Annotated in this window: 19 protein-coding genes and 1 tRNA gene; 7 read left to right on the top strand and 13 right to left on the bottom strand. The window is 71.9% G+C overall.

Annotated features, from left to right (window positions below):
• Window positions 1–102: 102 nt before the first annotated feature.
• Entirely contained in the window at window positions 103–1,674 is a 1,572-nt protein-coding gene (locus tag C1N91_RS04290; protein ID WP_137766746.1) for an ABC transporter permease, read from the bottom strand.
• Complete coding sequence (locus tag C1N91_RS04285) at window positions 1,650–3,074, bottom strand: ABC transporter ATP-binding protein (protein WP_254678341.1); 1,425 nt, start codon at window positions 3,072–3,074, stop codon at window positions 1,650–1,652. The genes C1N91_RS04290 and C1N91_RS04285 overlap by 25 nt, the downstream gene beginning before the upstream one ends.
• Window positions 3,075–3,409: 335 nt before the next feature.
• On the opposite strand from C1N91_RS04285, the gene C1N91_RS04280 reads away from it, so the two are divergent.
• The 4 genes from C1N91_RS04280 to C1N91_RS04265 all read left to right on the top strand — a co-directional run bounded on the left by C1N91_RS04280 (window position 3,410) and on the right by C1N91_RS04265 (window position 6,162).
• Window positions 3,410–4,105 (top strand): phosphocholine cytidylyltransferase family protein, encoded by a 696-nt coding sequence (locus C1N91_RS04280; RefSeq protein WP_058728890.1) that lies wholly within the window; start codon window positions 3,410–3,412, stop codon window positions 4,103–4,105.
• A gap of 43 nt (window positions 4,106–4,148) precedes the next feature.
• Complete coding sequence (locus C1N91_RS04275; RefSeq protein ID WP_137766745.1) at window positions 4,149–4,973, top strand: ABC transporter permease; 825 nt, start codon at window positions 4,149–4,151, stop codon at window positions 4,971–4,973.
• Window positions 4,973–5,743: an ABC transporter ATP-binding protein gene (locus tag C1N91_RS04270; RefSeq protein WP_137766744.1), complete on the top strand. Its 771-nt coding sequence runs from the start codon at window positions 4,973–4,975 to the stop codon at window positions 5,741–5,743. The genes C1N91_RS04275 and C1N91_RS04270 overlap by 1 nt, the downstream gene beginning before the upstream one ends.
• Window positions 5,744–5,850: 107 nt before the next feature.
• A complete protein-coding gene (locus C1N91_RS04265) occupies window positions 5,851–6,162 on the top strand; it encodes a hypothetical protein (RefSeq protein WP_137766743.1) in 312 nt (103 codons plus the stop codon).
• A 14-nt stretch (window positions 6,163–6,176) separates the two neighbouring features.
• Here C1N91_RS04265 and C1N91_RS04260 read toward each other — a convergent pair whose 3' ends face one another.
• From C1N91_RS04260 to C1N91_RS16850, 5 genes are all read right to left on the bottom strand, one after another.
• On the bottom strand, window positions 6,177–7,409 hold the full coding sequence (locus C1N91_RS04260) for a CDP-glycerol glycerophosphotransferase family protein (protein WP_137766742.1): 1,233 nt from the start codon (window positions 7,407–7,409) through the stop codon (window positions 6,177–6,179).
• 126 nt (window positions 7,410–7,535) lie between these two features.
• Complete coding sequence (locus C1N91_RS04255; RefSeq protein ID WP_137766741.1) at window positions 7,536–8,489, bottom strand: glycosyltransferase family 2 protein; 954 nt, start codon at window positions 8,487–8,489, stop codon at window positions 7,536–7,538.
• Window positions 8,486–9,304, bottom strand: coding sequence for a CDP-alcohol phosphatidyltransferase family protein (locus C1N91_RS04250; RefSeq protein ID WP_137766740.1), 819 nt, complete (start codon window positions 9,302–9,304; stop codon window positions 8,486–8,488). Before C1N91_RS04250 ends, C1N91_RS04255 begins: the two co-directional genes overlap by 4 nt.
• A gap of 9 nt (window positions 9,305–9,313) precedes the next feature.
• The gene (locus C1N91_RS04245; protein WP_137766739.1) at window positions 9,314–10,357 is read right to left on the bottom strand and encodes a glycosyltransferase family 2 protein; all 1,044 of its coding nucleotides are present in this window, start codon (window positions 10,355–10,357) and stop codon (window positions 9,314–9,316) included.
• 207 nt (window positions 10,358–10,564) lie between these two features.
• Window positions 10,565–12,655 (bottom strand): S1C family serine protease, encoded by a 2,091-nt coding sequence (locus C1N91_RS16850; protein WP_217496462.1) that lies wholly within the window; start codon window positions 12,653–12,655, stop codon window positions 10,565–10,567.
• A 223-nt stretch (window positions 12,656–12,878) separates the two neighbouring features.
• Between C1N91_RS16850 and C1N91_RS04235 the strand changes: the two genes are divergently transcribed.
• Window positions 12,879–14,081, top strand: coding sequence for an aminotransferase class I/II-fold pyridoxal phosphate-dependent enzyme (locus C1N91_RS04235; RefSeq protein WP_137766738.1), 1,203 nt, complete (start codon window positions 12,879–12,881; stop codon window positions 14,079–14,081).
• A gap of 744 nt (window positions 14,082–14,825) precedes the next feature.
• On the opposite strand, the gene C1N91_RS04230 is transcribed toward C1N91_RS04235, so the two are convergent.
• The 4 genes from C1N91_RS04230 to C1N91_RS04215 form a co-directional block, all read right to left on the bottom strand.
• Entirely contained in the window at window positions 14,826–15,638 is an 813-nt protein-coding gene (locus C1N91_RS04230; RefSeq protein WP_137766737.1) for a carbon-nitrogen hydrolase family protein, read from the bottom strand.
• Window positions 15,639–15,757: 119 nt separating this feature from the next.
• A tRNA-Met gene (locus C1N91_RS04225) sits at window positions 15,758–15,834 on the bottom strand.
• Window positions 15,835–15,897: 63 nt separating this feature from the next.
• The gene (locus C1N91_RS04220; RefSeq protein WP_175415907.1) at window positions 15,898–18,924 is read right to left on the bottom strand and encodes a UPF0182 family membrane protein; all 3,027 of its coding nucleotides are present in this window, start codon (window positions 18,922–18,924) and stop codon (window positions 15,898–15,900) included.
• Window positions 18,925–19,171: 247 nt separating this feature from the next.
• Window positions 19,172–20,281 (bottom strand): YlbL family protein, encoded by a 1,110-nt coding sequence (locus tag C1N91_RS04215; RefSeq protein ID WP_137766736.1) that lies wholly within the window; start codon window positions 20,279–20,281, stop codon window positions 19,172–19,174.
• A gap of 126 nt (window positions 20,282–20,407) precedes the next feature.
• Between C1N91_RS04215 and C1N91_RS04210 the strand changes: the two genes are divergently transcribed.
• Together C1N91_RS04210 and C1N91_RS04205 are read left to right on the top strand one after the other, a co-directional pair.
• The gene (locus C1N91_RS04210; protein WP_137766735.1) at window positions 20,408–21,847 is read left to right on the top strand and encodes a zinc-dependent metalloprotease; all 1,440 of its coding nucleotides are present in this window, start codon (window positions 20,408–20,410) and stop codon (window positions 21,845–21,847) included.
• Between the two features lie 61 nt (window positions 21,848–21,908).
• A complete protein-coding gene (locus C1N91_RS04205) occupies window positions 21,909–22,766 on the top strand; it encodes a TOMM precursor leader peptide-binding protein (protein ID WP_137766734.1) in 858 nt (285 codons plus the stop codon).
• Here the strand turns inward: C1N91_RS04205 and C1N91_RS04200 are convergent.
• Window positions 22,657–24,447, bottom strand: coding sequence for an ATP-dependent helicase (locus C1N91_RS04200; protein WP_254678340.1), 1,791 nt, complete (start codon window positions 24,445–24,447; stop codon window positions 22,657–22,659). The two genes, C1N91_RS04205 and C1N91_RS04200, sit on opposite strands and share 110 nt — an antisense overlap.
• Window positions 24,448–24,461: 14 nt before the next feature.
• Entirely contained in the window at window positions 24,462–25,397 is a 936-nt protein-coding gene (gene nudC, locus C1N91_RS04195) for an NAD(+) diphosphatase (RefSeq protein WP_137766732.1), read from the bottom strand.
• Between the last annotated feature and the right edge of the window lie 24 nt (window positions 25,398–25,421).

Genomic DNA, 25,421 nt, shown 5'->3' with positions numbered 1-25,421 from the left:
GGGAGGCACGGGGCGGCCCCGTCACGCGCCTCCCGTCCGACGGCGCATCCGGACCGGAGCCGACGTGACCGCCCGGCCACGTGCCTCCCGTCCGGCGGGCGGTCAGTTGCGCTGCGCCGCAGCGAGCAGGTCTGGACCGCGCCGGTCGAAGAGCCGACCGCCGACGGCCACGCCGACCACGAGCACGACGACGCCCACGGCGACGCCGACGACGAGCGTCGCGGTCGCCCAGGGCTCCGGACCGTCCACCGCGGTGAGCACCGCGAGCCACACCGCGGGGACGAGCGACGCCAGGATGCCGACGATCATCGTCGTCTGCGCGACCGCAGCCGTCGTGCCGGCGGCCTGCGGCTGCTGGAACGGGTGGTCGCCCGGGCGGACCGTCGGGTACGGCAGCAGGACGGAGACGATGCTCGACAGTCCGAGACCGGCCAGCAGGGCGCCGACCGCGATGCCGGTCAGCACCGGGAAGGCGACGGGGTCGCCGAAGAGCGCGGCGGAGACGGCGGCACCGGCCACCACGAGCGGCAGCCCCACGACGAGCAACGGCACGAGACGGCCGAGTCGGTCGCTCCACCCGGGAGCGCCCGAGGCGACGTGCAGCCAGACCGCGGTGTTGTCGTAGGAGACGTCGTTGTGCGGCAGGAACCCGGCGATGAGCGCCATGAGCGGCAGCGGGACGAGCGCGGTCCAGTGCCACGGCACGCCGGCGACCCCGAGCGGGAGCACGACGATCGGCACGAACAGGATGACGAGGTAGGACATCCGGTACCGCGGGTCGCGGCCCCAGTAGGTCAGCGCCCGGGCGGCGACCGCGCCCACCGGGGTGGACCCGAGCCCGGCGAACCAGCCGAGCCCGCGGTAGCGACGGGTACCGGCGCGGCCGTCGGCGGCCTCGAGCGCTCGACCGACGAGCGCCCACCACGCCAGTGCGAGCAGTGCGACGGTGACCAGGGCGACCAGGAGCTTCAGGACCCCCTCGCCGACACGGCCGCTGGCGACGTCCGCCGGGACGGCCCAGGCGGCGCCCCACGGGGTCCACCCGGCGACGTCGGCGACCCGCTGCAGCTCTGCGCTGGCGGGGTCGAGCCAGTCGCTGCGGAGCAGCAGCGACACCACCGGCAGCCCGAGGACGACGATGACCAGGGCGGCGAGCCAGCCGGCGTCGCGCGACCGGTGCGGGCCGACGTACGTCGCACCGACGGCGCTGCCGACGCGGAGCAGCAGGGCGCAGGTCAGCGTGCCGAGCAGCGCGGCGGCGACGGCGAGCACAGCGGTGCCACCGGTCCGCGACCAGGCGCCGACCTGTCCGACCGCGACGATCGCGACGGCGAGCACCGGGACGCCGACGAGCCCGGCGACCCCGAGCCCGACGGCGAGCCGACGACGGTCGATGCCGTACACGGCGAACCGTCGCGGGTCGAACTGGTCGGAGCGGCCCACGACGAGCGGGACGAGGGTGAGCGCGAGGGAGACGAAGGTGCCCACGGGGACCGCGACGGAGCGGGCGACCTCGGCTGGCGCCGACCGGAGCGCGAGGAGCTCCCCCGCGACCACGACCGCGGCGACCAGGCCGAGCAGGGATCCCAGCACGACGAGGACCGACCGTCGGGCTCCCCCGCGGACCTCGCCCGCGAGCAGGTCGACCCTCAGTCGGAGAAGCTGTGCAACCATTCCATGCTCTCTGCCACGACGCGGCCGCCCGCGAGTTCGACGAACTTGTCCTCGAGGCTCTTGCGCCCGCGGACCTGCGCCATCGTGCCGGAGGCGAGGACCTTGCCGCCGACGATGATCGCGACCGAGTCGCAGGTGCGCTGGACGAGCTCCATGGAGTGGCTGGAGAGCACCACCGTGCCACCGCCGCGGGTGTAGCGCCGCAGGATGTCCGTGATGGTCGCCGCGCTCACCGGGTCGACCGACTCGAACGGTTCGTCGAGCACGAGCACGCGCGGCGAGTGGATCAGGGTCGCGGCGAGCGCGATCTTCTTCGCCATGCCGACGGAGTAGTCCGCGACCTGGCGCCCCAGCGCCTCGCCCAGGCCGAACGCCTCGGCCAGGTCGGCGCTGCGCTTCCTGGCGGTCGCGCCGTCGAGCCCGCGGAGGGTGGCCGAGTAGTGCAGCAGCTGCGCGCCGGTGAGCCGGTCGAACAGCCGGAGGCGGTCCGGGAGCACGCCGAGGGCACGCTTCGCGGCGGTCGGGTCCGACCAGACGTCGTGGTCGAGGACGGTGACGGTGCCCGCATCGGGCCGGAGGAGACCGGTGACCATCGAGAGCGTGGTGGTCTTGCCGGCGCCGTTGGGGCCGACGACACCGAAGATCGAGCCCTGGCGGATCTCGAGGTCGACCTCGTCCGCGGCGAGCGTCTGGCCGTACCGCTTGACCAGGCCGCTCGCCCGGAGCACGACGGGTTGCTGCGCCTGCGCGGTCTGCGTCGCGGCAGCGGTGGCGGTCGGCTGGCGTCCGGGGGTGCGCTTCTTCTTCGTCGTGGTCCCGCCGGCCGTGGTCGGGGTCGTCGTGCTCGTCGTCGTGCTCGCGTCGGGGGTGGTGGTCGTCCCCGCGTCGTCGCCGGCGGTCTCGGGCGCGCTGCCGTCGGCGGTCGCGGTCGTGCTGAGGGTCGTGCTGCCGGTCGCGGCACCGTCGGTCGTCGCGGGGGCCGCCGCGGGCGTGCCGGGGCCGCCGGGGCGCGCGGCGCGGCCCTTCCCCTTGCCCTTGCCCTTGCCCTTGCGGGGGGTGCGCTCCGTCGGAGCGGTCGTGGCCGCGGTCGTCGCCGCCGCAGTGGTCGTCGCCGCCGCCGCAGTGATCGCCGCGTCGGTGGTCGTCGACTCGGTGGTCGTCGCCGCGGTGGTCAGGCCCGCGGTCGTGGCGTCGGCCTGGCCGTCGGGGCGCTCGCCCTGGTCGACCGCGACGGCCGTCGTGCTCGTGTCGTCGGTCATCTCGTCATCATCGGAGGCGTCGTCGCGCGCATCCCCGTCCCCCGTGTCGTCGTCGGCCGCGTCACCGGGCGGTTCGTCCGCCTCGGCCAGCCAGGCGGCGTCGGACGTCGCGTACACGTCGTCGTCATCAGCTGCAGCCACCGCCCCACCGTACCAACGCGCCGGACGCCCCCGACCTCGACCGTCGGCGCGTCCGCGTGGGCTCCGGTACCGAACCGGTCACAGGGTCACGAAATGAGTACGAAGCGCGCACCGGTGTACCCCGGAGCGGACTCGTTCCGTATCATTCACCAGGGCACGACGAAGTGTTCACCACATGGAAACCTGCTCGGACGGGCTCCGCCGTGGCCGCTCGTCCCCCGCGCGAAGGTGCAGGATGCGCACGCTCACGGCGAACTCCGAACCGGTGCGAGCACACTCGACGAGGCCCGCCCGTGCCCCACGCGGCGCGCGGGCGGACACCAGAAGGGACCAGCATGACCACGCAGATCGTCATCCTCGCAGCGGGGATGGGCAGCCGGCTCGGCCGCAGCCTGCCGAAGCCGCTCACCGAACTCAGCGACGGCCGCACCATCATGCAGCAGCAGTTCGACAACATCCGCGCAGCGTTCGGCTCCAGCGCGCGCGTCACGATCGTCGTCGGCTACAAGTCCGAGTACATCGTCGAGGCGTTCCCCGAGGCGAACTTCGTCTACAACGAGTCCTACGACTCCACGAACACCTCGAAGAGCCTGCTCCGCGCGCTGAAGGCCACCGGCAAGAGCGGCGTCCTCTGGATGAACGGCGACGTCGTCTTCGACCCGCGCGCCCTCGTCCGCGCCGCCGACATGATGGACCAGGACCGGTCCTTCGTCAGCGTCAACACCGAGAAGGTGTCCGACGAAGAGGTCAAGTACACGGTCGACGCCCAGGGCTGCATCAAGGAGCTCTCGAAGCGAGTCGTGGGTGGCCTGGGCGAGGCCGTCGGCATCAACTACGTCTCCTCGCGGGACAAGCAGGCGCTCATCCGTCAGCTCGGCCGCGTCGACGACCAGGAGTACTTCGAGGGCGGCATCGAGGCTGCCATCGCCGAGGACGGGCTACGCTGGTCGCCGATCGACATCTCCGACCTGTACGCGGTCGAGATCGACTTCGCCGAGGACCTCGAGCGCGCGAACGACCTGTTCGCCTGAACCACCGTCAGGACCCCTCGGCGGTTCCGCCCGGAGGGAAGCCGTGACCACAGCGAGTGCGCCGACCGCGCCCGCGACGACCGCATCGACGGCGCCCCGGAGCGCCGGTCGACGCTACCGCCAGGCGCTCTGGTTGCTGACGGTGCGCGACCTGCGCGTCCGGTACTCGACGTCCGCGCTCGGGTACCTGTGGTCGATCCTCGACCCGCTGGTGATGTCGGCGATCTACTGGTTCGTCTTCACCCAGGTCTTCCACCGCGGATCGGTGGGTGAGGAACCGTACATCGTCTTCCTGCTGTCGGCGCTCCTGCCGTGGATGTGGTTCACCGGGGCGGTGTCGGACTCCACGCGCGCCTTCACCAAGGAAGCGAAGCTGATCCGGTCGACCACGATCCCGCGGAGCATCTGGGTCGCCCGGGTCAACGCGTCGAAGGGCATCGAGTTCCTGTTGAGCCTGCCGGTGCTCGCGGTGTTCGCGATCGCCACCGGCGCGCACCTGCACTGGGAACTGGCGCTCTACCCCCTGGCCATCGTGCTGCAAGGGGCGCTGGTCTACGGACTCGGCCTGATCGTCGCGCCGCTGGTGGTCTTCTTCCGCGACCTGGAACGCGCCGTGAAGCTCGTGCTGCGGTTCCTCTTCTACGCCTCGCCGATCATCTACGGCACGCAGGCACTACCCGAACGGCTGCACGACATCGCCGCGCTGAACCCGCTCAGCGGCATCTTCGGCATCTACCGCGCCGCGTTCTTCCCCGGTCAGCTCGACTGGCGAGAGGTCGCCGTCTCGGTCCTCGTCACCGCCGTGGTGCTCGGGGTCGGGCTGGTCGTGTTCCGCCGGAGCGAGCACCGCGTCCTGAAGGAGCTGTGATGACCGCCACCGACTCCACCGCGCCGTCGACGACCGTTACCCCCGTGATCTCGGTTCGTGACGCCGGCATCCGCTTCAAGCGCAACCGCCGGGCGAGCCGGAGCTTCAAGGACCTGTTCGCGGGCAGCAACCGGCGGAAGCGCGCGGACGAGTTCTGGGCGCTGCGGCACGTGTCCTTCGACGTCCGGCCGGGCGAGGCGATCGGGGTCGTCGGGCGCAACGGCCAGGGCAAGTCCACACTGCTCAAGCTCGTCGCACAGGTCATGCTGCCGGACGAGGGCCGCGTCCGCGTGAACGCCGGGGTCGCACCGCTCATCGAGATCACGGGCGGCTTCGTCGGCGACCTGACGGTCCGGGACAACGTCTACCTGACAGCGGGTCTGCACGGGATGTCCCGGTCGGAGATCCGTGACGCGTTCGACGAGATCATCGACTTCGCGGAGATCGGGGACTTCGTCGACACCCCGTACAAGCACCTGTCGAGCGGCATGAAGGTGCGCATCGCCTTCGCCGTGATCTCCCGGTTGGACGAACCCGTCATCCTGGTCGACGAGGTGCTGGCGGTGGGTGACAAGAGCTTCCGCGAGAAGTGCTACAAGCGCATCGAGGAACTGCTGGCCGGCGGCCGGACGCTGTTCTTCGTCTCGCACAGCGACAAGGACCTGCGCCGGTTCTGCGACCGGGGGCTCTACCTCGACGAGGGGCGACTGCAGCTCGACGACACGATCGAGGCGGCGCTGGCGCAGTACGAGGCGGACCACGGGGCCTGAGCCCTCTCCTCCACACCAGGGGCCCGCTGTCCGCTCCTCCACAAGCAGGTGCCCCGCACCGCTCCCCCGAGGCCCCGACGTCGGCCCCTCCCCCTAGCGTGACCCGCATGCACCACCCACCCACGGCATACGCAGTCCCGTTCACCGTCGACCGCTCCGGGGCACCACGTCGCTACGACCTGGTGAACACCGGCACCGAGCCGCTGCACGCGATCTCGTTCACGCACCTCGGCAGCGGCTACTGTCCGCCGCTCGCGGTGAACCGTCTCGACCCGGGGCGGTCCCTGTCGATCGCGGTGTTCGGCGCCGATCCCGAGCAGACCGGCATCGTGGTCGTCCGGTGGCGGCGCCCGGACCGGTCGGAGTACCTGTGGCGGATGTCCCTGGTCGGCGACCGCCTCGTGGGGCTCGCCTCGTGACGCTGCCCGCCGGGTCAGGCGTCGCCGCGCTCCGCGGCGACCTCGTGCCAGCGCGCCACGAGTCGGTCCACGGCGGCGTGCAGTCGGCTCGTCGCGACGCCCGGGGTGGTGTCGCCGAAGTACCGCTGCACCCAGTGCCGGAGCTTCGCGAGCTCGTCGGCGTCGTTCGCCGCGGCGTCCACCCGCGCGACGACGTCGGCGGCGTCCTCGGCGAGCAGCCAGTTCGCGTCGCCGAGGTAGCCGCGTTCGTCCACGTCCGCACCGGACGCTGCCGGACGCGTCACGATGAGGGGCTTGCCGACGGCCAGCCGGTCGTAGATCATCGCGCTGATGTCGGTCACCGCGACGTCGGCGTCCGCGAGCTGCCAACCGAGCTGCGGCCCGTCGTCGTACACGTGGTGGGCAGACGGGTCCGCGGCGTTCGCGGCGGCGATGGCGGCGACGATGCGATCGTGCGCCGACCGGTAGTCCTGGTCGAGCACACCGCTCCGGGGGTGCGGCCGGTACACCAACCGGTGCCGCCCCGTGGCGAGCAGACGCTCGGCCAGGACGACACCGTGCGACGCGATCGAGCCGTAGGCGGCCGCGGCTCGGTCGCCCTCCCACGTCGGCGCGTACAGCACCACGGTGCGGTCGTCCTGCGGGTACGGCACCGCGCCGGCGAAGTGGTCTGCCTGCGGACGGCCGATGGCGATCGTGCGACGGTCGACGTCGTAGTCCCACAGCGCAGCACGAAGGCGGTCGCGTGCGGCATCGCCCGCGATCAGGGCGTAGTCGTACGCCTTGAACTGGTTCGTCGTCATGTACATCTTGTCGCTCTCGCCGTGGTTGACGAAAACGTGCCACATCCGCCCGTACCGCATCATCTGGAAGTTGCGGGCGTTCTGGTTGACGTACAGGACGATCTTCGGTGCCTGCTCCTCGACGAAGCGCTCGAGGTCGACGACCTGACGGGCGTACACCGCGGGGACGGGCGACTCGTCGAGCAGCGTCGTCATCGTCCCGGGGCTGCGCGAGATGATCGCGACGGGGTGCTCGCGGGCGAGTTCCGCCAGCGGCGCGTACCACTGACGGAGCTGGTACATGTTGACCGCGGCGTCCGCGAAGTAGACCGCGACCTCGATCGACCGCGGCGCCAGCCGCGGTGCCTCGGGCAGACGACGGGCGAGCTCTCGACGGTTCCGGCGCGAACGCAGCAGGCGGCGGGCGAGACGGACGGCGGTCCGGACGTCCTTGGTGATCGGCATGGTGGTCCTCAGGCTACGGGCGGTTGTTGGACGGACTGTTCGGTGGCGCGTTCGTCGGCGGGAACGACGTCGGACGTCGCGCCACCGACGCCGGTCACGGCGGTCCTGGTCCGGGGTGGGGCTGGGTCAGACGACGGGCGGGCGACCGGCGAGCGTCATCCGGGCGATCGTCAACCAGCCCATGGGCCGCGACGGTCCGCAGTCCGCCGTCCATCCCTCGCGGACGCCGCCGAACCAGGTCCGCAGGCGCAGCGGGTGCCGCCACCAGCGGGCGACCTGGATCGCCGCCCACGACCCGACGTAGAGCGGACGCAGTGCGACCGGCAGGTTGCGCCGGGCCAGGAACACGCGGTTGCGCGCGTTCAGGTGGACGTACTCGGCGTGCCGCGCGGGATCGATCGCGGGGTGGTGCGCGACGAGGTCCCCGGCGTACCAGGCACGTCGACCGGCGTCCCAGACGCGCCACGCGAGCTCGATGCCCTCGTGCGCGTAGAAGTACGGCGCTCCCCAGCCGCCGACGGCACGGTAGACGTCCATCGGCAGGAGCACGGCGCCCTCCCACACCGAGAACACCGGCGACGAGTCGGTTGCGGAGCCCTTGCGGATCCGCGGTACCCAGCGGCGGGGGTTCGCGGAACCGGTCGGGTCGACCACCCGCGGCTGCACCAGCCCGAGCGACGGGTCGCCGTCGAGCAGCGCCACGGCGTCGCGCAGGAAGGTCGGCGACGGGATCGACGCGTCGTCGTCGAGGAAGAACACGTGATCGCCGTCGACGACCTCGGCCCCGGCGTTCCGACCGGCGGGGATCCCGAGGTTCTCCGGCAGGGCGAGCGCACGGACGCCCTCCGGCAGCCCCGACGGCTCCCAGCCGTTGCCGACGCACACCACGTCGAGCTCGACGTCCTGCTGCGCGAGCACGCTGGCCAGTCCTCCGCGCAACTCGTCCGGCCGGGTGCCCTGGCTCAGGCTCACCACGGCGATGCGCGGTCGCTCCCGGTGCGGCGGAGCGTCCCGACGCCGGGTACCCGGTGTCACGTCCGCCCGCTGCCCCTGCGGCAGGTCCGGGGTCGATCCGGTCATGCACGGACCCGCTTCGACGAGATGATGGCGACGAAGTGACCGGCCGTGGCCAGGACCGCGAGCGGCAGCAGCACCCCGACCAGGATCCGGTCCGCGAGCGGGTCGCCGACCACGAGCCCGACGAGCGCGAACACGAACGCCAGGATCGTGAGCTCGACCGAGTGGTACAGGCGGTGGAACGGCAGGAAGCGCGCCGCACGGCGGAGCGTCGCGAGGCGTCGACCGGACGGGGCGGTACCCGCGTCGCGACGGTCGACGAGCTTCTCGAGGCCGGCGTTGGCCCGGGCGACGTGGACCATGTCGTTGAGCGCCTTGTTGAGCACGATCACCAGGCCGAGCGCGCACCCGATCGTCGTCCACATCCAGTCTGCGCCGTGGATCGGCCAGGTCGCGGCGCGGATCCCGAGGGCGATCGGGATGAGCCCCTCGGTCGTGTAGTGCCCGACCTTGTCGAGGAACACCCCGGCGGGCGAGCGGGTACCGCGCCAGCGAGCAACCTCACCGTCGCAGCAGTCGACGAGCATCTGCAGCTGACCGAGCACGAGCGCGAGCAGCGCACCCCAGATGCCGGGGATCAACAGGGCCGCGGCGACGCTCCACCCGACCAGGATCATCAGGCCGGTCACCTGGTTCGCCGACACGCGTGTCTTCAGCAGCAGCCAGGTCAGGTAGGGCGAGACGTCACGCAGGTAGAGCGACGCGGTCCAGTGCTCGGCGTTCGCGCGGGAGCGGACCTCGTCGGGTTGGGCGACCGCGCGGAGATCGGCGATCGAGGCCGGACGGGTCGCGCCGCGGCCGGTGGTGTCGTCGGTCAAGGGGTCAGGTCACCGTCCCGTGTGCGTTGTCAGTTCGGAGGTCCGGGTCAGGAACCCGATGATGAAGCCGATGCCCCAGCCGACGTGGATGCACGGCAGCACCACGATCAGCCACAGCATGGTGGGCAGGCCGGAGCGCCGCGCCACGGCGAGGGCACCGAGCACGACGAAGAGCAGGTAGACCGCGGGCACGACGAAGCCGAGGGTCGCCCAGGCGACCGGGGAGCCGAGCGCGGCCCCGACGATCCCGACGATGCCCGCGACGATCCCGAGCGCCATCGCCGCGACCATCGCTGGCGGGACGAAGTAGCGCAGGCCGTTGTTCGCGGGGAACCGTCGCGCGAGCTCGCCGCGCCACAGACCCGTCGCGACGAACTGCCGGACGAGTCGTCGCAGGCTCGGGCGCGGGCGGTACGTGACGACGAGTTCCGGGGTGAACCACACCGTGCCGCCGGTCTGGCGCAGCCGTCGGTTGAGTTCCCAGTCCTGGCCGCGCTTGATGCCCTCGTCGAACAGCCCGACCTCGAAGAGCCGGTCGCGTCGGAACACGCCGAGGTACGCGGTCTCGGCCGGTCCGGCCTTGCCGCCGACGTGGTGCGGGGTCCCGCCGAGGCCGACCCGGCTGCCGTAGGCGTGCGCGACGGCCCGCTCGAACGGCGTCCGTCCCTCGGCGTGCATGATCCCGCCGACGTTGTCCGCGCCGGACTCGAGCAGCACCCGCACGGCGATCCGCGTGTAGTCGGACGGCAGCACCGAGTGGGCGTCGACACGGATCACGATCGGGTGCACCGATGCGCGGATGGCGACGTTCAGCCCGGCGGGCGTGGACCCGACGGGGTTGTCGATGGCCCGGACCCTCGGATCGGCGGCGCTCATCTCGGCCACGAGCTCGTTCGTCCCGTCGATGGACGGACCGAGCGCGAGGATGACCTCGAACGGCCCCTCGTAGTCCTGGTCGAGCAGGCTCCCGACCGCGGCGCGGACCTCGGTGACCTCGTTGAGCACCGGCATCACGTACGAGACCCCCGGCAGGGGCTGTCCGTCTGTCTGCATGCGGTCCTCGGGGTCGTGGCTGATGCGCGGAGCGCACCGAGGACCGGCACCGCCCCGGAGAGCAGCCATGAGCCTATCAAGCGGCAGGAGCGCCCACCTGCGTCGCGACCGGACCGCGGGACGCGACCGTCGGTGGGTGACCACCACACGACGGACGGGAGGCGCGGTACCAGCCGGCACCGCGCCTCCCGTCCGTCGGTCGTCGCGTCAGCTCTTGTACGTCCCGAGCGTGACGTCGGCTTCGCGCGTCTGACCGTCGCGGATGTAGGTGATCGTCGTCTTCGCACCACCGGCGAAGAAGCGGACCTGCGCGGTCAGGTCGGTGGCGTCCGCCACCGAGGCCGACCCGATCTTCGTCACGACGTCGCCCTTCTCCAGGCCGGCGGCCGCTGCCGCTCCACCGGAGGACACCGACTTGATGAGCGCTCCCGTCTGGGTCGCGTTCGCGTCCTCGGACGCGTCACCGACCGTGGCGCCGAGCAGGCCGTGCGAGGCGGAGCCGTTCTCGCGGATCTCGTTCGCGACACGCTCCACCAGGTTCGACGGGATGGCGAACCCGACTCCGATGCTGCCGGACTGCGCGTCCGACGACTGCGAGCTGCCGGCGCTCGCGATGGCGACGTTGATGCCGATCAACTTGCCCTTCGAGTCGAGCAGGGCGCCACCCGAGTTGCCGGGGTTGATCGACGCGTCGGTCTGGATCACCGGCAGCGAGACCGTCGTCGAGGTGGAGGATCCTCCGTTGCCCGGGAACTCGAAGGGGCTGTCGCCGTTCCCGCCCTCGTTCGAGTCGCCGCCCTGGTTCGGGGCGCTCGAGGCGACCTGGATGCTGCGGTTGAGGGTCGAGACGATGCCGTCGGTGACGGTGTTCGACAGGCCGAGCGGTGCACCGATCGCGACCGCGGTGTCGCCGACGTTGAGGTCGGACGAGTCCGCGAACGAGATCGGCTTGGTGCCGGTCGCATCGATCTTGATCACCGCGAGGTCCACCGTCGGGTCGGTGCCGACGAGCTTCGCCGGGTAGATCCTGCCGTCGGACGTCGTGACCGTGATGGTGCCGTTCGAGCTGTCACCGTCGAGGGTCACCACGTGGGTGTTCGTGACGATGTAGCCGTCCTTCGTGAAGAAGACGCCGGAACCGGTGCCGCCCGCGGAGCCGGAGGACACGTTGATCGTCACGACCGACGGCGTGGCCTGCGCGGCGACGGCGGTCACGACGGTGGCGTTGTTGTAGTCGTTGACCGTGAGGTTCCCGCCGCTCTGCGACGAGCCCGAGCCGATCACGGTCGTGCCGGACTGGGACGCACCCGCCGCCCAGCCCGCGCCGCCACCGACCAGGCCGGCGAGCACGAGCCCCGCGACGATCGGCAGGACCAGCTTGTTGCGGCCCTGCTTGCCGTCCGTGCTGGTGGCAGTGCCCGCTGCGGCCCCGGTCGCTGCGCCGGCGGCGGCACCGCCGAAGTAGTGGCCGTTGCGCTGGTTCGAGCCGTCGACGTCGCCGAAGGCGCTGGCCGACGAGGGCGCCTGGGCGGAGCCGGGGTAGGAGGCGCTCTGCGGAGCGGCGTACTGCGAGTCGTGCTGGCTGCCGTACTGCGACGTCCCCTGGGCGTACTCGCCGTAGCGGGGGCGGCCGTACTGGCCCTGGCCGTACTGGTCCTGGTTCTGGCCGTACTGGCTCTGGCCGTACTGGCTCTGGCCGTACTGGCTCTGGTCCTGGCCGTACTGGCTCTGGTTCTGGTTCTGGCCGTACTGGCTCTGGCCGTACTGGCTCTGGTCCTGGCCGTACTGGCTCTTGTCCTGGCCGTACTGGCTCTTGTCCTGGCCGTACTGGCTCTGGCCGTACTGGCTCTGACCGTACTGGCTCTGGTCCTGGCCGTACTGGCTCTGGCCGTACTGGCTCTGGCCGTACTGGTCGTGGCCGTACTGGCTCTGGCCGTACTGACCCTGGCCGGAGGCGCCGGTCGTCGACTGAGCGTGGTGCGCGTTGTCCGAGCCGTACGGGCTGGCCTTCTGCCCGGACCCGCTGCTGTCACCGTCGATGGTCGGGTACGGCGCCGTGTAGCGGTCCGTCGTGTTGTCGGTCCCCGTCGGGATGACGTCGGTCTCGCCGGCCCGGGCATGGTCGATCACATCGGTGTGGTCGTGGTCCGCGTGCCGGTCGGCGGGGTGTCCGGAGACGTCCTGCGTCGACGTGCCCTCGCCGGAGGTGTCGCGCGAGGCGTCCTCGGCTGCGGCCCGGTGGTCGGTGTCCTGGGGGCGGTTCTCGTCGCCCTGGCCGTGAGGCGTGGTGTCGGTCATGCTGGACGTGCTCCTTTCAAGCTCCTGCAGTCTTCCGCGTCCACCTGTGCGGTGCTCCTGCTGGGGCTGCAAGCGACCTATGGCGATCTTATGCGTGACCTGTGGGCGTCCTCCCGGTCGAGCGACGCGTCGTGACGCACTGGAGCGAGCGAGCCGGTCCGTCCGACTAGGTTGGGGGCCTCCAGGGCGTCCGTCTGCGCCCGACGCACCGGAGGGACCCACCATGCACCGCACCGGACCCTGGCTCCGCGCAGCCGAGGGGGCGATGCTGCTCGGCCCCGACGGCGTCCCCGCCCCGACGGTCTTCGCCGAGATGAGCGCACTCGCTGCCGCCACCGGAGCGATCAACCTCGGCCAGGGGTTCCCCGACCAGGACGGCCCGGTCGAGGTGCTCGACGCCGCGGTCGAGGCGATCCGCCGCGGCGTGAACCAGTACCCTCCCAGCCGCGGCGCCCCGGAGCTGCGCGATGCGATCGCGGAGCACCAGTCGCACTGGTACGGCCTGTCGGTCGACCCGGACCGTGAGGTCCTCGTCACCGCCGGCGCCACCGAGGCCCTCGCCGCGACGCTGCTCGCGTTCGTCGAACCGGGCGACGAGGTCGTCACCTTCGAGCCCTTCTACGACGCCTACGGCGCGCTGATCCGCCTCGCCGGGGGCACGCACGTGACGGTCTCCCTCACCGCTCCGGACTTCCTGCCGGACGAGGACACCCTCCGTGCCGCCTTCTCCGACCGCACGCGGATCGTGCTCGTGAACACGCCGCACAACCCCACCGGCCGGGTGCTCCCCCGCGAGGTCCTGGCGACCGTGCTCGAGCTCGCCGAGCGCCACGACGCCCTCGTCGTCACCGACGAGGTCTACGAACACCTGACCTTCGGCACTCCGCACGTCCCCGTCGCGACCCTGCCCGGCGCCGCGGACCGGACGATCACGATCTCGAGTGCTGGCAAGACCTTCAGCACCACCGGCTGGAAGATCGGCTGGCTCACGGCTGCCCCCGCGCTCGTCGAGGCCGTGGTCTCGGTCAAGCAGTACCTGACGTTCGTGAACGGTGCCCCGTTCCAGCCCGCGGTCGCGACCGGACTCCGACTGCCCGACGAGGTCTTCCACGGCATCGCCCGCGACCTCTCCGAGAAGCACGACCTGCTCGCAGCCGGACTCCGTTCCGCCGGGTTCGACGTGATGCGCCCGGACGGCGGCTACTTCGTCCTCGCGGACACCGCGCCGCTCGGGTACGACGATGCCCGCGAGTTCTGTCTCCGACTCCCCGAGCTCTCCGGCGTGGTGGGCGTCCCGGTGTCGGCGTTCGTCCGACCCGAGCGAGCCGCGGGCTACCGGTCGCTCGTGCGCTTCGCCTTCTGCAAGCGGCGGGACGTGCTGTCCGAGGCCGCCTCGCGCCTCGCAGCCCTCGCCGCCCCCCGCTGACCGGAGACGCTGTCCCCCCGCGAATCCGTTCCGACATCGCGCCGCGCGCCCGTCATCCCATCCGTCGTCCCGCCGTCCCGCCGTCGTTCGTCCGTCGTCCCGTCGTCCCGCCGTCCCTTCATTCGTCCGTCGTCCCGTCGAGCGGGCCGTTTCCGTGCCCCTCGAGCCTGAGGCGCCCCGGTTCCGCCCGCTCGCATCGTCGCTCCACAGCACATGCTGCCGTGGAGGCACCGCCGGTTCATCGAGCGGGCCCTTGCTGCATCCGTCGCCCGAGATCCGAGCAGGTTCCGCCCGCTCGGGACAGCGCAGGTATCAGGCCGCCGATCGTCCCCTCGGTGGCACGGCGAGCGGGCGTTCCCTGCACCTGACGAGTGCGAGCACCACCCGATCCCGCCCGCTCGCGCTCACACACGGGACCGTCCCCAGTGGCACGCCGAGCGGGCGTTCCCTGCACCTGACGAGCGCCAGCACCACCCGGTTCCGCCCGCTCGCGCTCACATGGTGACGTCCGCCGCGCCTCGTCCGGTCCCGACCGGCCCGGCCCGACCGGCCCGGCCCGGCCCGGATCGTCTGCTCGGTGTCAGTCCCGCCCGGCTCGCGGCACGCGGGGCGCCGCGCCAGGTGCTGCGGGCGGGCGGAATCGGCTCCGGGGGTGTCCGGGCACGCTGCCGGTTCCGCCCGCTCGGGGAGTCGGACGAGTTCCCGCGGTACGACCGCGCACCCGGACGGCGCGTCCGGGACGGCTCAGCGCGGGTGGACGTCGAAGCGACGGAGCGCGAGTGACGGGTTGACCGCGCGGACCGCCTCGGTGGTCGCAGTGTCGATCGTCGCGACGACGGTCCCGGCACTCGCGCCGGCAGCGGCGACCGCGACCCCGGACGGGTCGATCACCACGGAGTCGCCGATGCCGATCGACCCGGTCTGTCCGACCCCGACGACCCAGACGGTGTTCTCGATCGCCCGGGCGGTCAGCAGGGTGCGCCAGTGGTGTTCCTTCCCGGGACCGCGCACCCACTCCGCCGGCAGCACGACGACGTCCGCTGCGCCGACCTCCGGTGCGGCGAGCCGCCGGGTGACCTCGGGGAACCGCAGGTCGTAGCAGGTCTCGAGTCCGACACGGAGGCCGCCGAGCTCGAAGACCGGCAGCTGGTCAGCGGCGCCGGACTCGATGCGGTCGGACTCCTTCGAGCCGAACGCGTCGTACAGGTGCACCTTCCGGTAGGTCGCGGCGATCGACCCGTCGGGCAGCACCGCGACCAGGGTGTTCCGGAACCGCCCGCTCGTCTCCGCGGTCTCGGCTACTCCGACCACGAGTGCGATCGCGTGCTGCCGTGCGATCTCCCGCAGCCCGCTGACGAAGGGACCGTCGAGCGGCTCCGCTGCGGCAACGAATCGGTCGTCGATCGCTGCCGTGAAGTACGAGGTGTACTCAGGCGTCACGAGCAGGTCGGCACCGCGACGCGCGGCGTCCTCGGCGGCTGCCTGCACCGTCCGGAGGTTGGCCGCGGCATCGTCCACGGGCGCGAACTGGGCGGCGGCCACGGTGAGGGTTGCCATGCTCCGAGCGTAGCCACGCAACGACACCACACGACACTCAGTGACACGACTCGACCTGGTGCAGGCGAACGAAGAAGGCCCCGGTCCGACAGGACCGGGGCCTTCTTCGCGGTGACGCTTGGTTGCGGGGGCAGGATTTGAACCTACGACCTCTGGGTTATGAGCCCAGCGAGCTACCGAACTGCTCCACCCCGCGGCACATCCAATAGCCTACACACCCCCGTGGCGGGGCACAAATCGAGTGCCCCGCCACGGCGTGTCAGTTGCCGTTCTCGGCTTCGGTCGCGGCCTCGATGGCGTCCTGCAGGCGCTTGTCCGCCTCGGCCGCGGCGACCAGGTCGTTCTCGGCGTAGGCCTGCTGGCGGTCCTGCAGCGCACTGCGGGCTTCGGCCAGCGCCTGCTCGAGCGCCTGGTTCCCCGAACCGCTCGACGAGCCACTCGAGCCACCGGCCGCCGAGCCCGAGCCGCCCGACGAACCCGAACCGGACGGTTCCGAACCCGACGTGTCCGAACCCGACGAACCCGAGCCCGACGAACCCGAGCCCGAGGCGTCGGAGCCGGAGCCCGACGAGCCCGACCCGTCCGCAGCTCCCTGGTCGCCGGCAGCGGCACCGGAGTTGCCGTCGAACAGCTCGTTCAAGGCCTGGTCGAGGGTGTCCTCGAACGCGATCTTGTCGCCGAACGCCACGAGCACCTTCTGCAGCAGCGGGTACGAACCACTCGAAGTGGACTGGACGTAGACCGGCTGCACGTAGAGGAACCCGCCACCGACCGGCAGCGTGAGCAGGTTGCCCTGCTTCACGGTCGAGTTGCCGCGCTTCAGGATGTTCAGCTCCTGCGACACGGTGGTGTCACCGTTGAAGAGGCTCTGCACCTGCGCCGGACCGGGGATGTTGTCGGTCTTCGGCATCGTCAGCAGCGTGAGCTTGCCATAGTTCGCCGCCTTCTCGCCCTTGCCGGCGCCGCCCGCGTCGGAGTCGACCGCCAGGTAGCCGGTCAGCACGTTGCGGTTGTTCGCCCCCGCGGACTGCTGCGGGATGTAGGTCGTGTAGAGCGAGTACGCGGTGTCCTGCCCCGGCACCTTCATCGTCAGGTAGTACGGGTCCTGCAGGTTGCCCTGCGACGGCGTGGTCCGGGTGCCGAGCGCGTTCGTCGTCGTCTGCGACACCGTGTCGGAGTTCGCCTCGGAGTCGTTCGTGCCCGTGGTCGTCTCCTGCGGCGTGTTCCACGCGTCGTCACCCGAGTAGAACGAGTTCGCGTTGGTCACGTGGTACGTGCCGAGGATCGCGCGCTGCACCTTGAACAGGTCGGTCGGGTAGCGCACGTGGTCGAGCAGCTCGGCGCTCATCTGCGACACCGGCTCGGTCGTCGACGGGAAGATCTTCTGCCACGTCTTGAGCACCGGGTCCTGGGTGTCCCAGGCGTAGAGCGTCACCTTGCCCGTGTACGCGTCGACGGTCGCCTTGACCGAGTTGCGCATGTAGTTCACCTGGTCGGTGCTGAACGCCGACGAGTCGGTGCCCGCGACGGTGTCCGACAGGCTCTGGCTCTGCGAGTACGGGTACGCGTCGCTCGTCGTGTAGCCGTCCACGATCCACTGGATGCGGTGGTCGACGATCGCCGGGTACGCGTCGCTGTCGAGCTTCAGGTACGGGGCGACCTTCTGCACGCGCTGGATCGGGTCGCGGTCGTAGAGGATCTGCGAGTCGCGGTTCACGGCGTCCGACAGCAGGATCTGCTCGGACTGGAACTTCGCGGCGTAGACGAGGCGGTTGAAGAAGCCGCCGAGGCTCGGCCCGCCGTTGCCCTGGTACGTCGTCGTCGCATTGCCGCCGTCGCTGTCGTCCGAGCCGGCGGGGTAATCGAGCTCGATGTTCTTCGAGCCCTCCGGCCCACCGACGATCGAGTACGGCGGCGAGGTCTCGCCGAAGTACACGCGCTCCTGGTAGTTGCCGAGCTTGCCGTTGGACGGGATGCCCGACTCGAGGAACACCGGCTTGCCGTCGCTCGCGCGCTGGTTGCCGTACGCCGCCGTCACGCCGAAGCCGTGCGTGTAGACGAAGGTCCGGTTGTACTGGGTGTTCGCCTGCGAGCTGAGGCCGGCGAGGTCGATGTCGCGGACCGCGATGACCGTGTCCTCGGTCTGGCCGTCGATGTCGTAGCGGTCGACGTCCAGCTGGTCCGGGAACTGGTAGTACTGCCGGTACTGCTGCAGCTGGCTGAAGGTGTCCGAGACGATCTTCGGGTCGATCAGGCGGATGTTGGCGGTGGTCTGGGCGTCCTGTGCCAGGGCGCCCGAGCTCGCCTCGGTCGTCGCGTCGTAGTTCTGCTCCTCGACGCCGCTCACGCCGTAGGCGTCGCGGGTGGCCTTGATGTTCCGCTCGATGTAGGCGGACTCGTACGTGCGCTCCGACGGCTTCACCTGGATGCGCTGGATGATCCAGGGGTAGACCCCGCCGATGACGATCGCCGCGACGAGCAGGAGCCCGGTACCGACGATCGAGATCCGCCAGCGGCCGATGACCGCGGTGACGATGAACAGGACCGCGACGATCGCCGCGATGCCGGCCATGATCTCGCGCCCCGGGATGACGGCGTTGACGTCGGTGTACTGCGCACCCGTGATGAGCGGGTTGTCCTTCGTCAGTGCGGCGTACTGGTCGAGCCACAGGCTCACGGCCTGCAGTGCCACGTAGACGGCCGCGGTGACGGCGAGCTGGATGCGAGCGGCCTTGGAGATGCGGACCTCGCGCCCACCGAAGCGCAGGGCGCCGTACAGGTAGGTCGCGGCGAGCGCGGCGATGCCGGCGATGAGCACGACCGCCGACGAGTACGCCACGATCGAGCGCCAGAACGGCAGCTCGAACACGTAGAACCCGATGTCGAGGCCGAACTGCGGGTCCTTCTTGCCGAACGACGTCCGGTTGAAGTACTCGAGCACCATGCTCCAGCGCCCCGCGGTGGCGAGTCCGGCGAACAGGCCGAGCACGACCGGGATGCCGATCATCACCGCGCGGCGCAGCGGCTCGATGACCTGCTGGTAGCGGTCGAGCTGCGAGTTGAGCTTCGCGTAGACGGGCCGGAACCGGAACGCGAGCGCGATGCTCACGTACACCGGCACCGCCATGCCGAGCAACCCGGCCACGAACATGAGCGTGCCCGCGATCCAGCGTGTGGTGAGGACCTGCTGGAAGCCGAGCTGCGCGAACCAGGCGTAGTCGGTGTACAGGCTGGCGAAGATGAAGAAGCCGATCACCAGTGCGGCCAGCACGATGATCGTGACCACGATCGGGACCCGCGGCGAACGCCGCCCAGCAGGGCCCGAGGTGGACGAGGTTGTCGTCACTTGATGTGCTCCAGACGTGTCGGACCGGCGGGCCCGGCACGGCGGGCCGTCAGTGCACCGATCCTATTGGTCCGGACCGACCGCGAAACTGTGCGGGGACTCAGGAAGGCGGGCCGTGCCTCCAGACCGTCAGCCTGGAGGCACGGCCCGCGTCGTGTGCGCACGTCACGCCGTGCGCGCGGCCGGGTCAGGAGCCGCAGCGCGCGAGCCCGGCGGTGCTCTTCCCCGATGCGATCGTCTGCAGGTCGGTGACGGCCTGGTCGAGCGTTGCGACCTCGTAGACGTCGAGCCCGTCCGGGACGTGCCCGACGACCTCGTCGCAGTTGTCGGCAGGCGCGAGGAAGACGGTCGCGCCGGCGGCCTTCGCGCCGTAGAGCTTCTGCCGGATCCCACCGATCGGACCGACCTCGCCGTCGGCCGTGATCGTGCCGGTCCCCGCCACGTGCTTCCCGCCGTTGAGCTTCCCCGGCGTCAGCTCGTCGATGATCCCGAGTGCGAACATCATGCCGGCCGAAGGGCCGCCGACGTCCTGCAGCGCGATCTTCACCTCGAAGGGGAAGTCGTACCGCTCCGTGACACCGACCCCGAGGAGCGGGGTGCCCTGCTCCTCGCGCGGGGTGACCTCGACCTGGCGGCTCGTGCCGTCCCGCTCGATCGTCACGGTCGCGGGCGACGAGGTGCCGTGCTTCGCGACGGCGGCGCGCAGGGTGCCGGCGTCGACGTTCGTCGTGAGCTGCTCACCGTCGAACGCCGTGATGACGTCGCCCTTCCGGATGGTGCCGTCCGCTGCGGACCCGGGCTGCACGGAGCCGACCTCGAGCCGGGTCGGGAGCTCCTCGCCCTGGTGGATGAGCGCCGCGGCGACCGCCGACTGCTGCGAGGACTGCATGTCCGCGGCGTCCTGCTGGTTGACCTGCTCGGTGGTGGTGCCCTCGGGGTAGATCGCGCTCGCCGGGATCACCGCTTCCGAGCGCGAGAACAGCGCACGGATCACGCTCCCCCACGACGGTCGGTTCGTCGCGTCCCCCTGGATGCCGACGGTGAGCATGTCGAGGGCGCCGGAGGTCGGGTAGGTCGTCGCCCCGTCGATCTGGATGAGCTCGACGTCCTTCGCGTCCTTCCCCTGGCCCTGCCGCTGCGTGCCGATCGTGTTGTAGACCGGGCCCGGCACCTCGATCAGGTACGGGCTGGGCAGGAAGCTCGCCAGGAGCGCGAGCACCACGGCCCCGGTGACGAACGCCCAACCCACCGTGCGCGAACGGGAGCGGCGGCGGGGCGCGGGGGCGAAGAGGGTCACGGACGTCCTTCCACGGGGCGGTTCGCCCGCGTGTTCGCGGGCTGTTCGCCCTCGGCGCAGCGGTCCTGGTGTCCCCTCGGGAGCATCCCAGGCGCGGCCCCGTGAGCAGCGGTTAGCGTAGTCGTCATGCCTGATCAACCGCAGCCGGGGCCGGACGACGACTTCCAGGAGATGCTGCGCAAGCTGCTCTCCGGAGAGGGACAGATCGACCCGTCGCAGCTCGCGGGCGCCGCCGGGCTGCCGAACGACCCGGCGTTCGTGGCGAACCTGATGAGCCAGCTGCAGCGGGCGGCGCAGTCGGGCGGGGACGCCATCGACTTCTCGGTCGCGTCCGAGCGGGCCACCGCGATCGCCCGCGACGGCGGCCACCCGGTGGACCCCGCGACCGCCCAGGCCTCCGACCAGGCCTTCCAGGTCGCCGCGCTGTGGCTGGACGAGGCCACCGGCGTCCCCGAGCTGACGGCGACACCGAGCCTCTACACGCGCGAGCAGTGGGCGAAGGCCACGACCCCGGTGTGGGCGCAGATCGCCGAGCCGGTGGCGCTGAGCATCTCGAACGCCCTGACGGAGGCGATCGAGCAGCGTGCGCCGGAGCAGCTGAAGGCCATGCTCGGCGACGTCTCGAAGGCGATGCGCGGCGTCGGCGGCGCCCTCTTCGCCATCCAGCTCGGCCAGGTCGTCGGACAGCTGTCGAAGGAGGTCGTCTCGGGCGGTGACGTCGGCGTGCCGCTCCTCGATGAGCAGGTCGCGGCGCTGCTGCCGCAGAACGTCGCCGAGTTCGCGGACGGGCTCGACGTCCCCGAGGACGAGGTCCGCATCTACCTCGCCGTGCGCGAGCTCGCGCACGCCCGGCTCTTCCGGTCGGCTCGGTGGCTGCGACTGCACATCATCTCGTCGATCACCGACTACGCGCGCGGGATCCACATCCCGTTCGACCGTGTCGAGGAGCTCGCGTCGGAGATCGACCCGACGAACCAGGAGCAGCTCCGGGACGCGCTCGCGTCCGGTGCGCTCATCCCGCCGCGGACGCCCGAGCAGGAGGCCGCGCTCGGCCGGCTCGAGACCATGCTCGCACTCGTCGAGGGCTGGGTCGACACGGTCACCGCAGCGGCGACCGTGCGGCTGCCGAAGTCCGACGCGATCGCCGAGATGGTCCGCCGTCGCCGTGCGGCGGGTGGCCCGGCGGAGTCCGCCTTCGCCACGCTCGTCGGCCTCGAGCTCCGTCCCCGCCGACTGCGCGAGGCGGCGGCGCTCTGGCAGCGGGTCACCGAAGAGCTCGGCGCCGAGGAGCGCGACGCGCTCTGGTCGCACTTCGACGCCGTACCGACCTCCGAGGACGTGGACGACCCGGACGCCTTCGTGCTGCGGCTGCGCAACCCCGGTCGCTCGGCCGACGACGACGCGTTCGACAAGGCGCTCGAGGACCTGCTCAACGACGCCTCCGGCGATCGTCCGCGCGAGGACGAGCACGGCGGGATCGAGGACGAGGGCGACGGCCCCGCGGACGACGGCCCCGCGGACGACGGAGCTGCGGGCGACGGCACCCCCGGTGCCGGGCCCCGCTAGTTCTCCACAGATCGCAGGTGACCGGTCCCACGGGGCCGGTCACCTGCGTCACGGTGGGTGCATGGGCATCCGCATCGACCCCACGCTCGAGTTCGTCTGGCGTGACCCGGGGACCGTCCAGCTCGGCGTCGACCCGCCGCGTGCGGTCGTCCCCGTGCCGACCGTGGCCGAGGAACGCTTCCTCTGCGCGCTGCGGCGGGAGACCAGCCGCGACGCGCTGACCGCCCTCGCCGCGACGACCGGGTGCCGGCCCGAGGTCGCTGCCCGCGTGCTCGGCGACGCCTCCCCCGCGGTCGTCGACGTCCTGCCCGAGCCGCTCGCCCGGGTCGAGGTGCACGGGGACGGGGCCCTCGCCGACGTGGTCGCCGACATGCTCTCGGGCGAGGGCGTCACCGTCGCCCGGACCGCCGCACCCCGCGGTGGACCGATCGTGCTGCCCGACCCGCCGCCGTCGATCGCGGTGGTCGTCGCCGACCACGTCGTCGACCCGGCGCTCCGGTCGGCGTGGGCGCGGCGAGGGACCCCGCACCTGTCGCTCGTCGTCGGCGACGGACGGGTCCGGCTCGGGCCGGTGGTCGTCCCGGGCGATGGCCCGTGCCTGCAGTGCGTCGAGTACGCCCGCGTCGACGAGGACCCGGCGTGGCCGACGCTCGCCGCGCAGGTCTGGGGCCGCCCTGCCGCCCCGCTGTCGCCGTGGCGTCTCGCCGCGATCGCGTCGGCCGCGGTGCGGGTGCTCGTGCAGCGCCTGCCCCTGCGGACGCAGCAGCCCGGGACCGACCAGGTCGTGTTCGACCGGGACGACCTCGCGGTCAGCCTGCGACCGGTGGCACCGCACCCGAGGTGTGCGTGTCGAGCGCTGCCAGGAACCGACTCGGCGCCCGGGCACCCCCGCGCGTGGAACCCTGCCGTGACCACGTGACGGTGACCGAGCGGCGCGCGCGGGTCAGTCCGACGTAGAACAGCCGGCGTTCCTCGTCGACCTCGGCGTCGGTCGTGGCGTGCGAGATGGGCAGCAGGCCCTCGGCGGCGCCGACGACCACGACGTGCGGCCACTCCAGGCCCTTCGACGAGTGCAGCGTGGCCAGGGTGACCGCGTCGAGCTCCGGCTCGTGGTGGGTCGCCGCGCGGTCGACCAGGTCCTTCGTGAACTCCTGCATGGTCGTCCCGGCGGGTGCGGCCTCGGCCAGGCCCATGATCGCCTGCAGCGCCTCCCACTGGTCGCGGACCGCGCCGGTGCCGTCCGGCGGCGTCGGGCTCCAGCCGCTCAGCTGCAGCACGAGCCCGACGCGACGGGTGAGTTCGTCGTCGGTCTGCCGCACGGCCTCGCCGCGCATGTGGTGCACCGCGAGCTTCACCTCGGGCCGGTCGAAGAACCGCGTGCCGCCCTGCACGCGGTAGGGGATGCCGGCACGGCCGAGCGCCGACTCCAGCGCGGCGGACTGCGCCCCGACGCGGTACAGCACGGCGCAGTCACCGTACGCCGCTCCTGCCGCCACGAGTTCGCCGATGCGCCGGGCCACGGTCTGGGCTTCGTCGCCGTCGTGCATGCAGGGCAGCACCTCGGGCTCTGTGCCCCGGTCGGCGGACTGCGCCACGAGGTCGAGCGCGCCGGGCTGCCCGCGCATCAGGGTGTTCGCGGCGTGCACGACCTCGGGCGTCGACCGGTAGTTGCGCTCGAGTCGCAGCACGGACCCGCGCGGGAACTCCGAGCCGAAGCCCAACAGGTACCGGCTCGATGCGCCCGCGAAGGAGTAGATCGTCTGGCTGGCGTCGCCGACCACGCACACGTCGTCGCGGCCGCCGAGCCACGCGCGGAGCAGGTCGTGCTGCACCGGTGAGACGTCCTGGTACTCGTCCACGACGAAGAACCGGTACTGCTGCCGGACGTACGAGGCGACCCGCGGTTCGGACTCGACCATGCCGAGCGTCGCGAGCAGGACGTCCTCGAAGTCGAGCTGCCGGCGGTCGTCCTTGAGCTGCTCGTACGCCTTCATCAGGTCGACCACGCGCCGGGGCGGGGTGTCGCGCGGCATCACCCGGTCGGCGGCGGCGGCCTCGTACTCGTCGTACGTGAGCATCTGCACCTTGCGCCACTCGACCTCGGCGGCCAGGTCCCGGAGCACCGGGGTGTCGACGTGGATCCCGACCGTGTCGGCGGCGTGTGCGATGACCCGGCCCTTCGACTCGACGATCCGCGGCGCGTGTCCGCCGACGGTGTCCGGCCAGAAGTAGCTGAGTTGCGCCATGGCCGCGGCGTGGAAGGTGCGCGCCTGGACCGTCCCGGCACCGAGGGCGCGCAGCCGTGACCGCAGCTCGCCGGCCGCGCGGGTCGTGAAGGTCAGCGCGAGGACGTGGTTCGGCGAGTACGTGCCCGTCGCCACCCCGTACGCGATGCGGTGGGTGATGGCCCGGGTCTTGCCGGTGCCCGCGCCGGCGAGCACCGCGACGGGGCCGAGCAGCGTCCGGGCGACGGTCTGCTGCTCGGCGTCGAGCGCAGCCAGCAGCTCGTCCGGGGACGGCGGCCGCACCGGCGGGGCACCGGCCGACGCACGCGGGTCGGTCACGGCACCGGGGTCACCCACAGCGCGCGGGTCGCTCACGGCACGCGGGTCGCTCACGGAACGTCCAGCGGCCCGCCGTACCACTCCTCGATGATCGCGCGGGCGATCGACGTGCGGCCGGGCAGCAGCAGGGTGTCGCCGGCGCGCTCGCGGACCTCGTCCCGCGTGAACCACCGGACGTCGAGGATCTCCACGCCGTCGGGCCGGGCGGTCGACGGGTCGCCGTCCACCGCTCGGGCACGGAAGCCGAGCATGAGCGAGGCAGGGAACGGCCAGGGCTGCGACCCGAGGTACTCGGGTTCCTCGACGCGGACGCCGGACTCCTCCCAGACCTCACGGCGGACGGCGTCCTCCAGCGACTCCCCCGGCTCGACGAAGCCGGCGAGCAGCGAGTAGCGGTCGGCGTCCCAGGCCGCGTTCGACCCGAGCAGGATGCGGTCGTCGGCGTCCGTGACCCCGACGATGATCGCCGCGTCGGTTCGCGGGAAGAGCTCGTGGCCCTCGGGGTCGCGGCGGACCCACCCGCCGCTGACGACCTCGGACGGGGAGCCGGTGCGCGGGGAGAACCCGTGCACCGCGTGCCAGTTCGCCATCGCGACGGCCTCGACCGCGAGCCCCTGGTCGCGGGCGGACAGCTCGGTGCCGAACATGCGGAGGCTGACCCAGGCGTCGTCGTCCGGCTCGATCGCGGCCGCGGCGGCGGCGCCGAGCAGCGCCGCGACGAAGCGGGTGCCCGCCGGGGCGTCCGGCGCGTCCGCGACCGCGCGGCCCAGGTACAGCGTCACCGCGTCCTCCGGCACCGCCGCTGCGTCGACGAAGCGCAGCGCACCGCCGTCCTCGCGCAGGAGCTCGGCACCGCGCACGGGCAGCCACCGCACCGACGGGTCGGCGCGCAGCACACGGTCGAGATCTTGGGTCGTCCGGAACTCCGCGTCGCGGTCGAGTTCGTTGCGGGACAGCGGGAGTCTGGCGGCGAACTCGACGGTCACGGCGGGGTGCTCCTCGGTCGGGAC

The organism is Curtobacterium sp. SGAir0471, assembly GCF_005490985.1.
Lineage (GTDB): Bacteria > Actinomycetota > Actinomycetes > Actinomycetales > Microbacteriaceae > Curtobacterium.
Note: the sequence above shows the minus strand (reverse complement) of the source record. Positions and strands in the feature narration are given on the sequence as shown.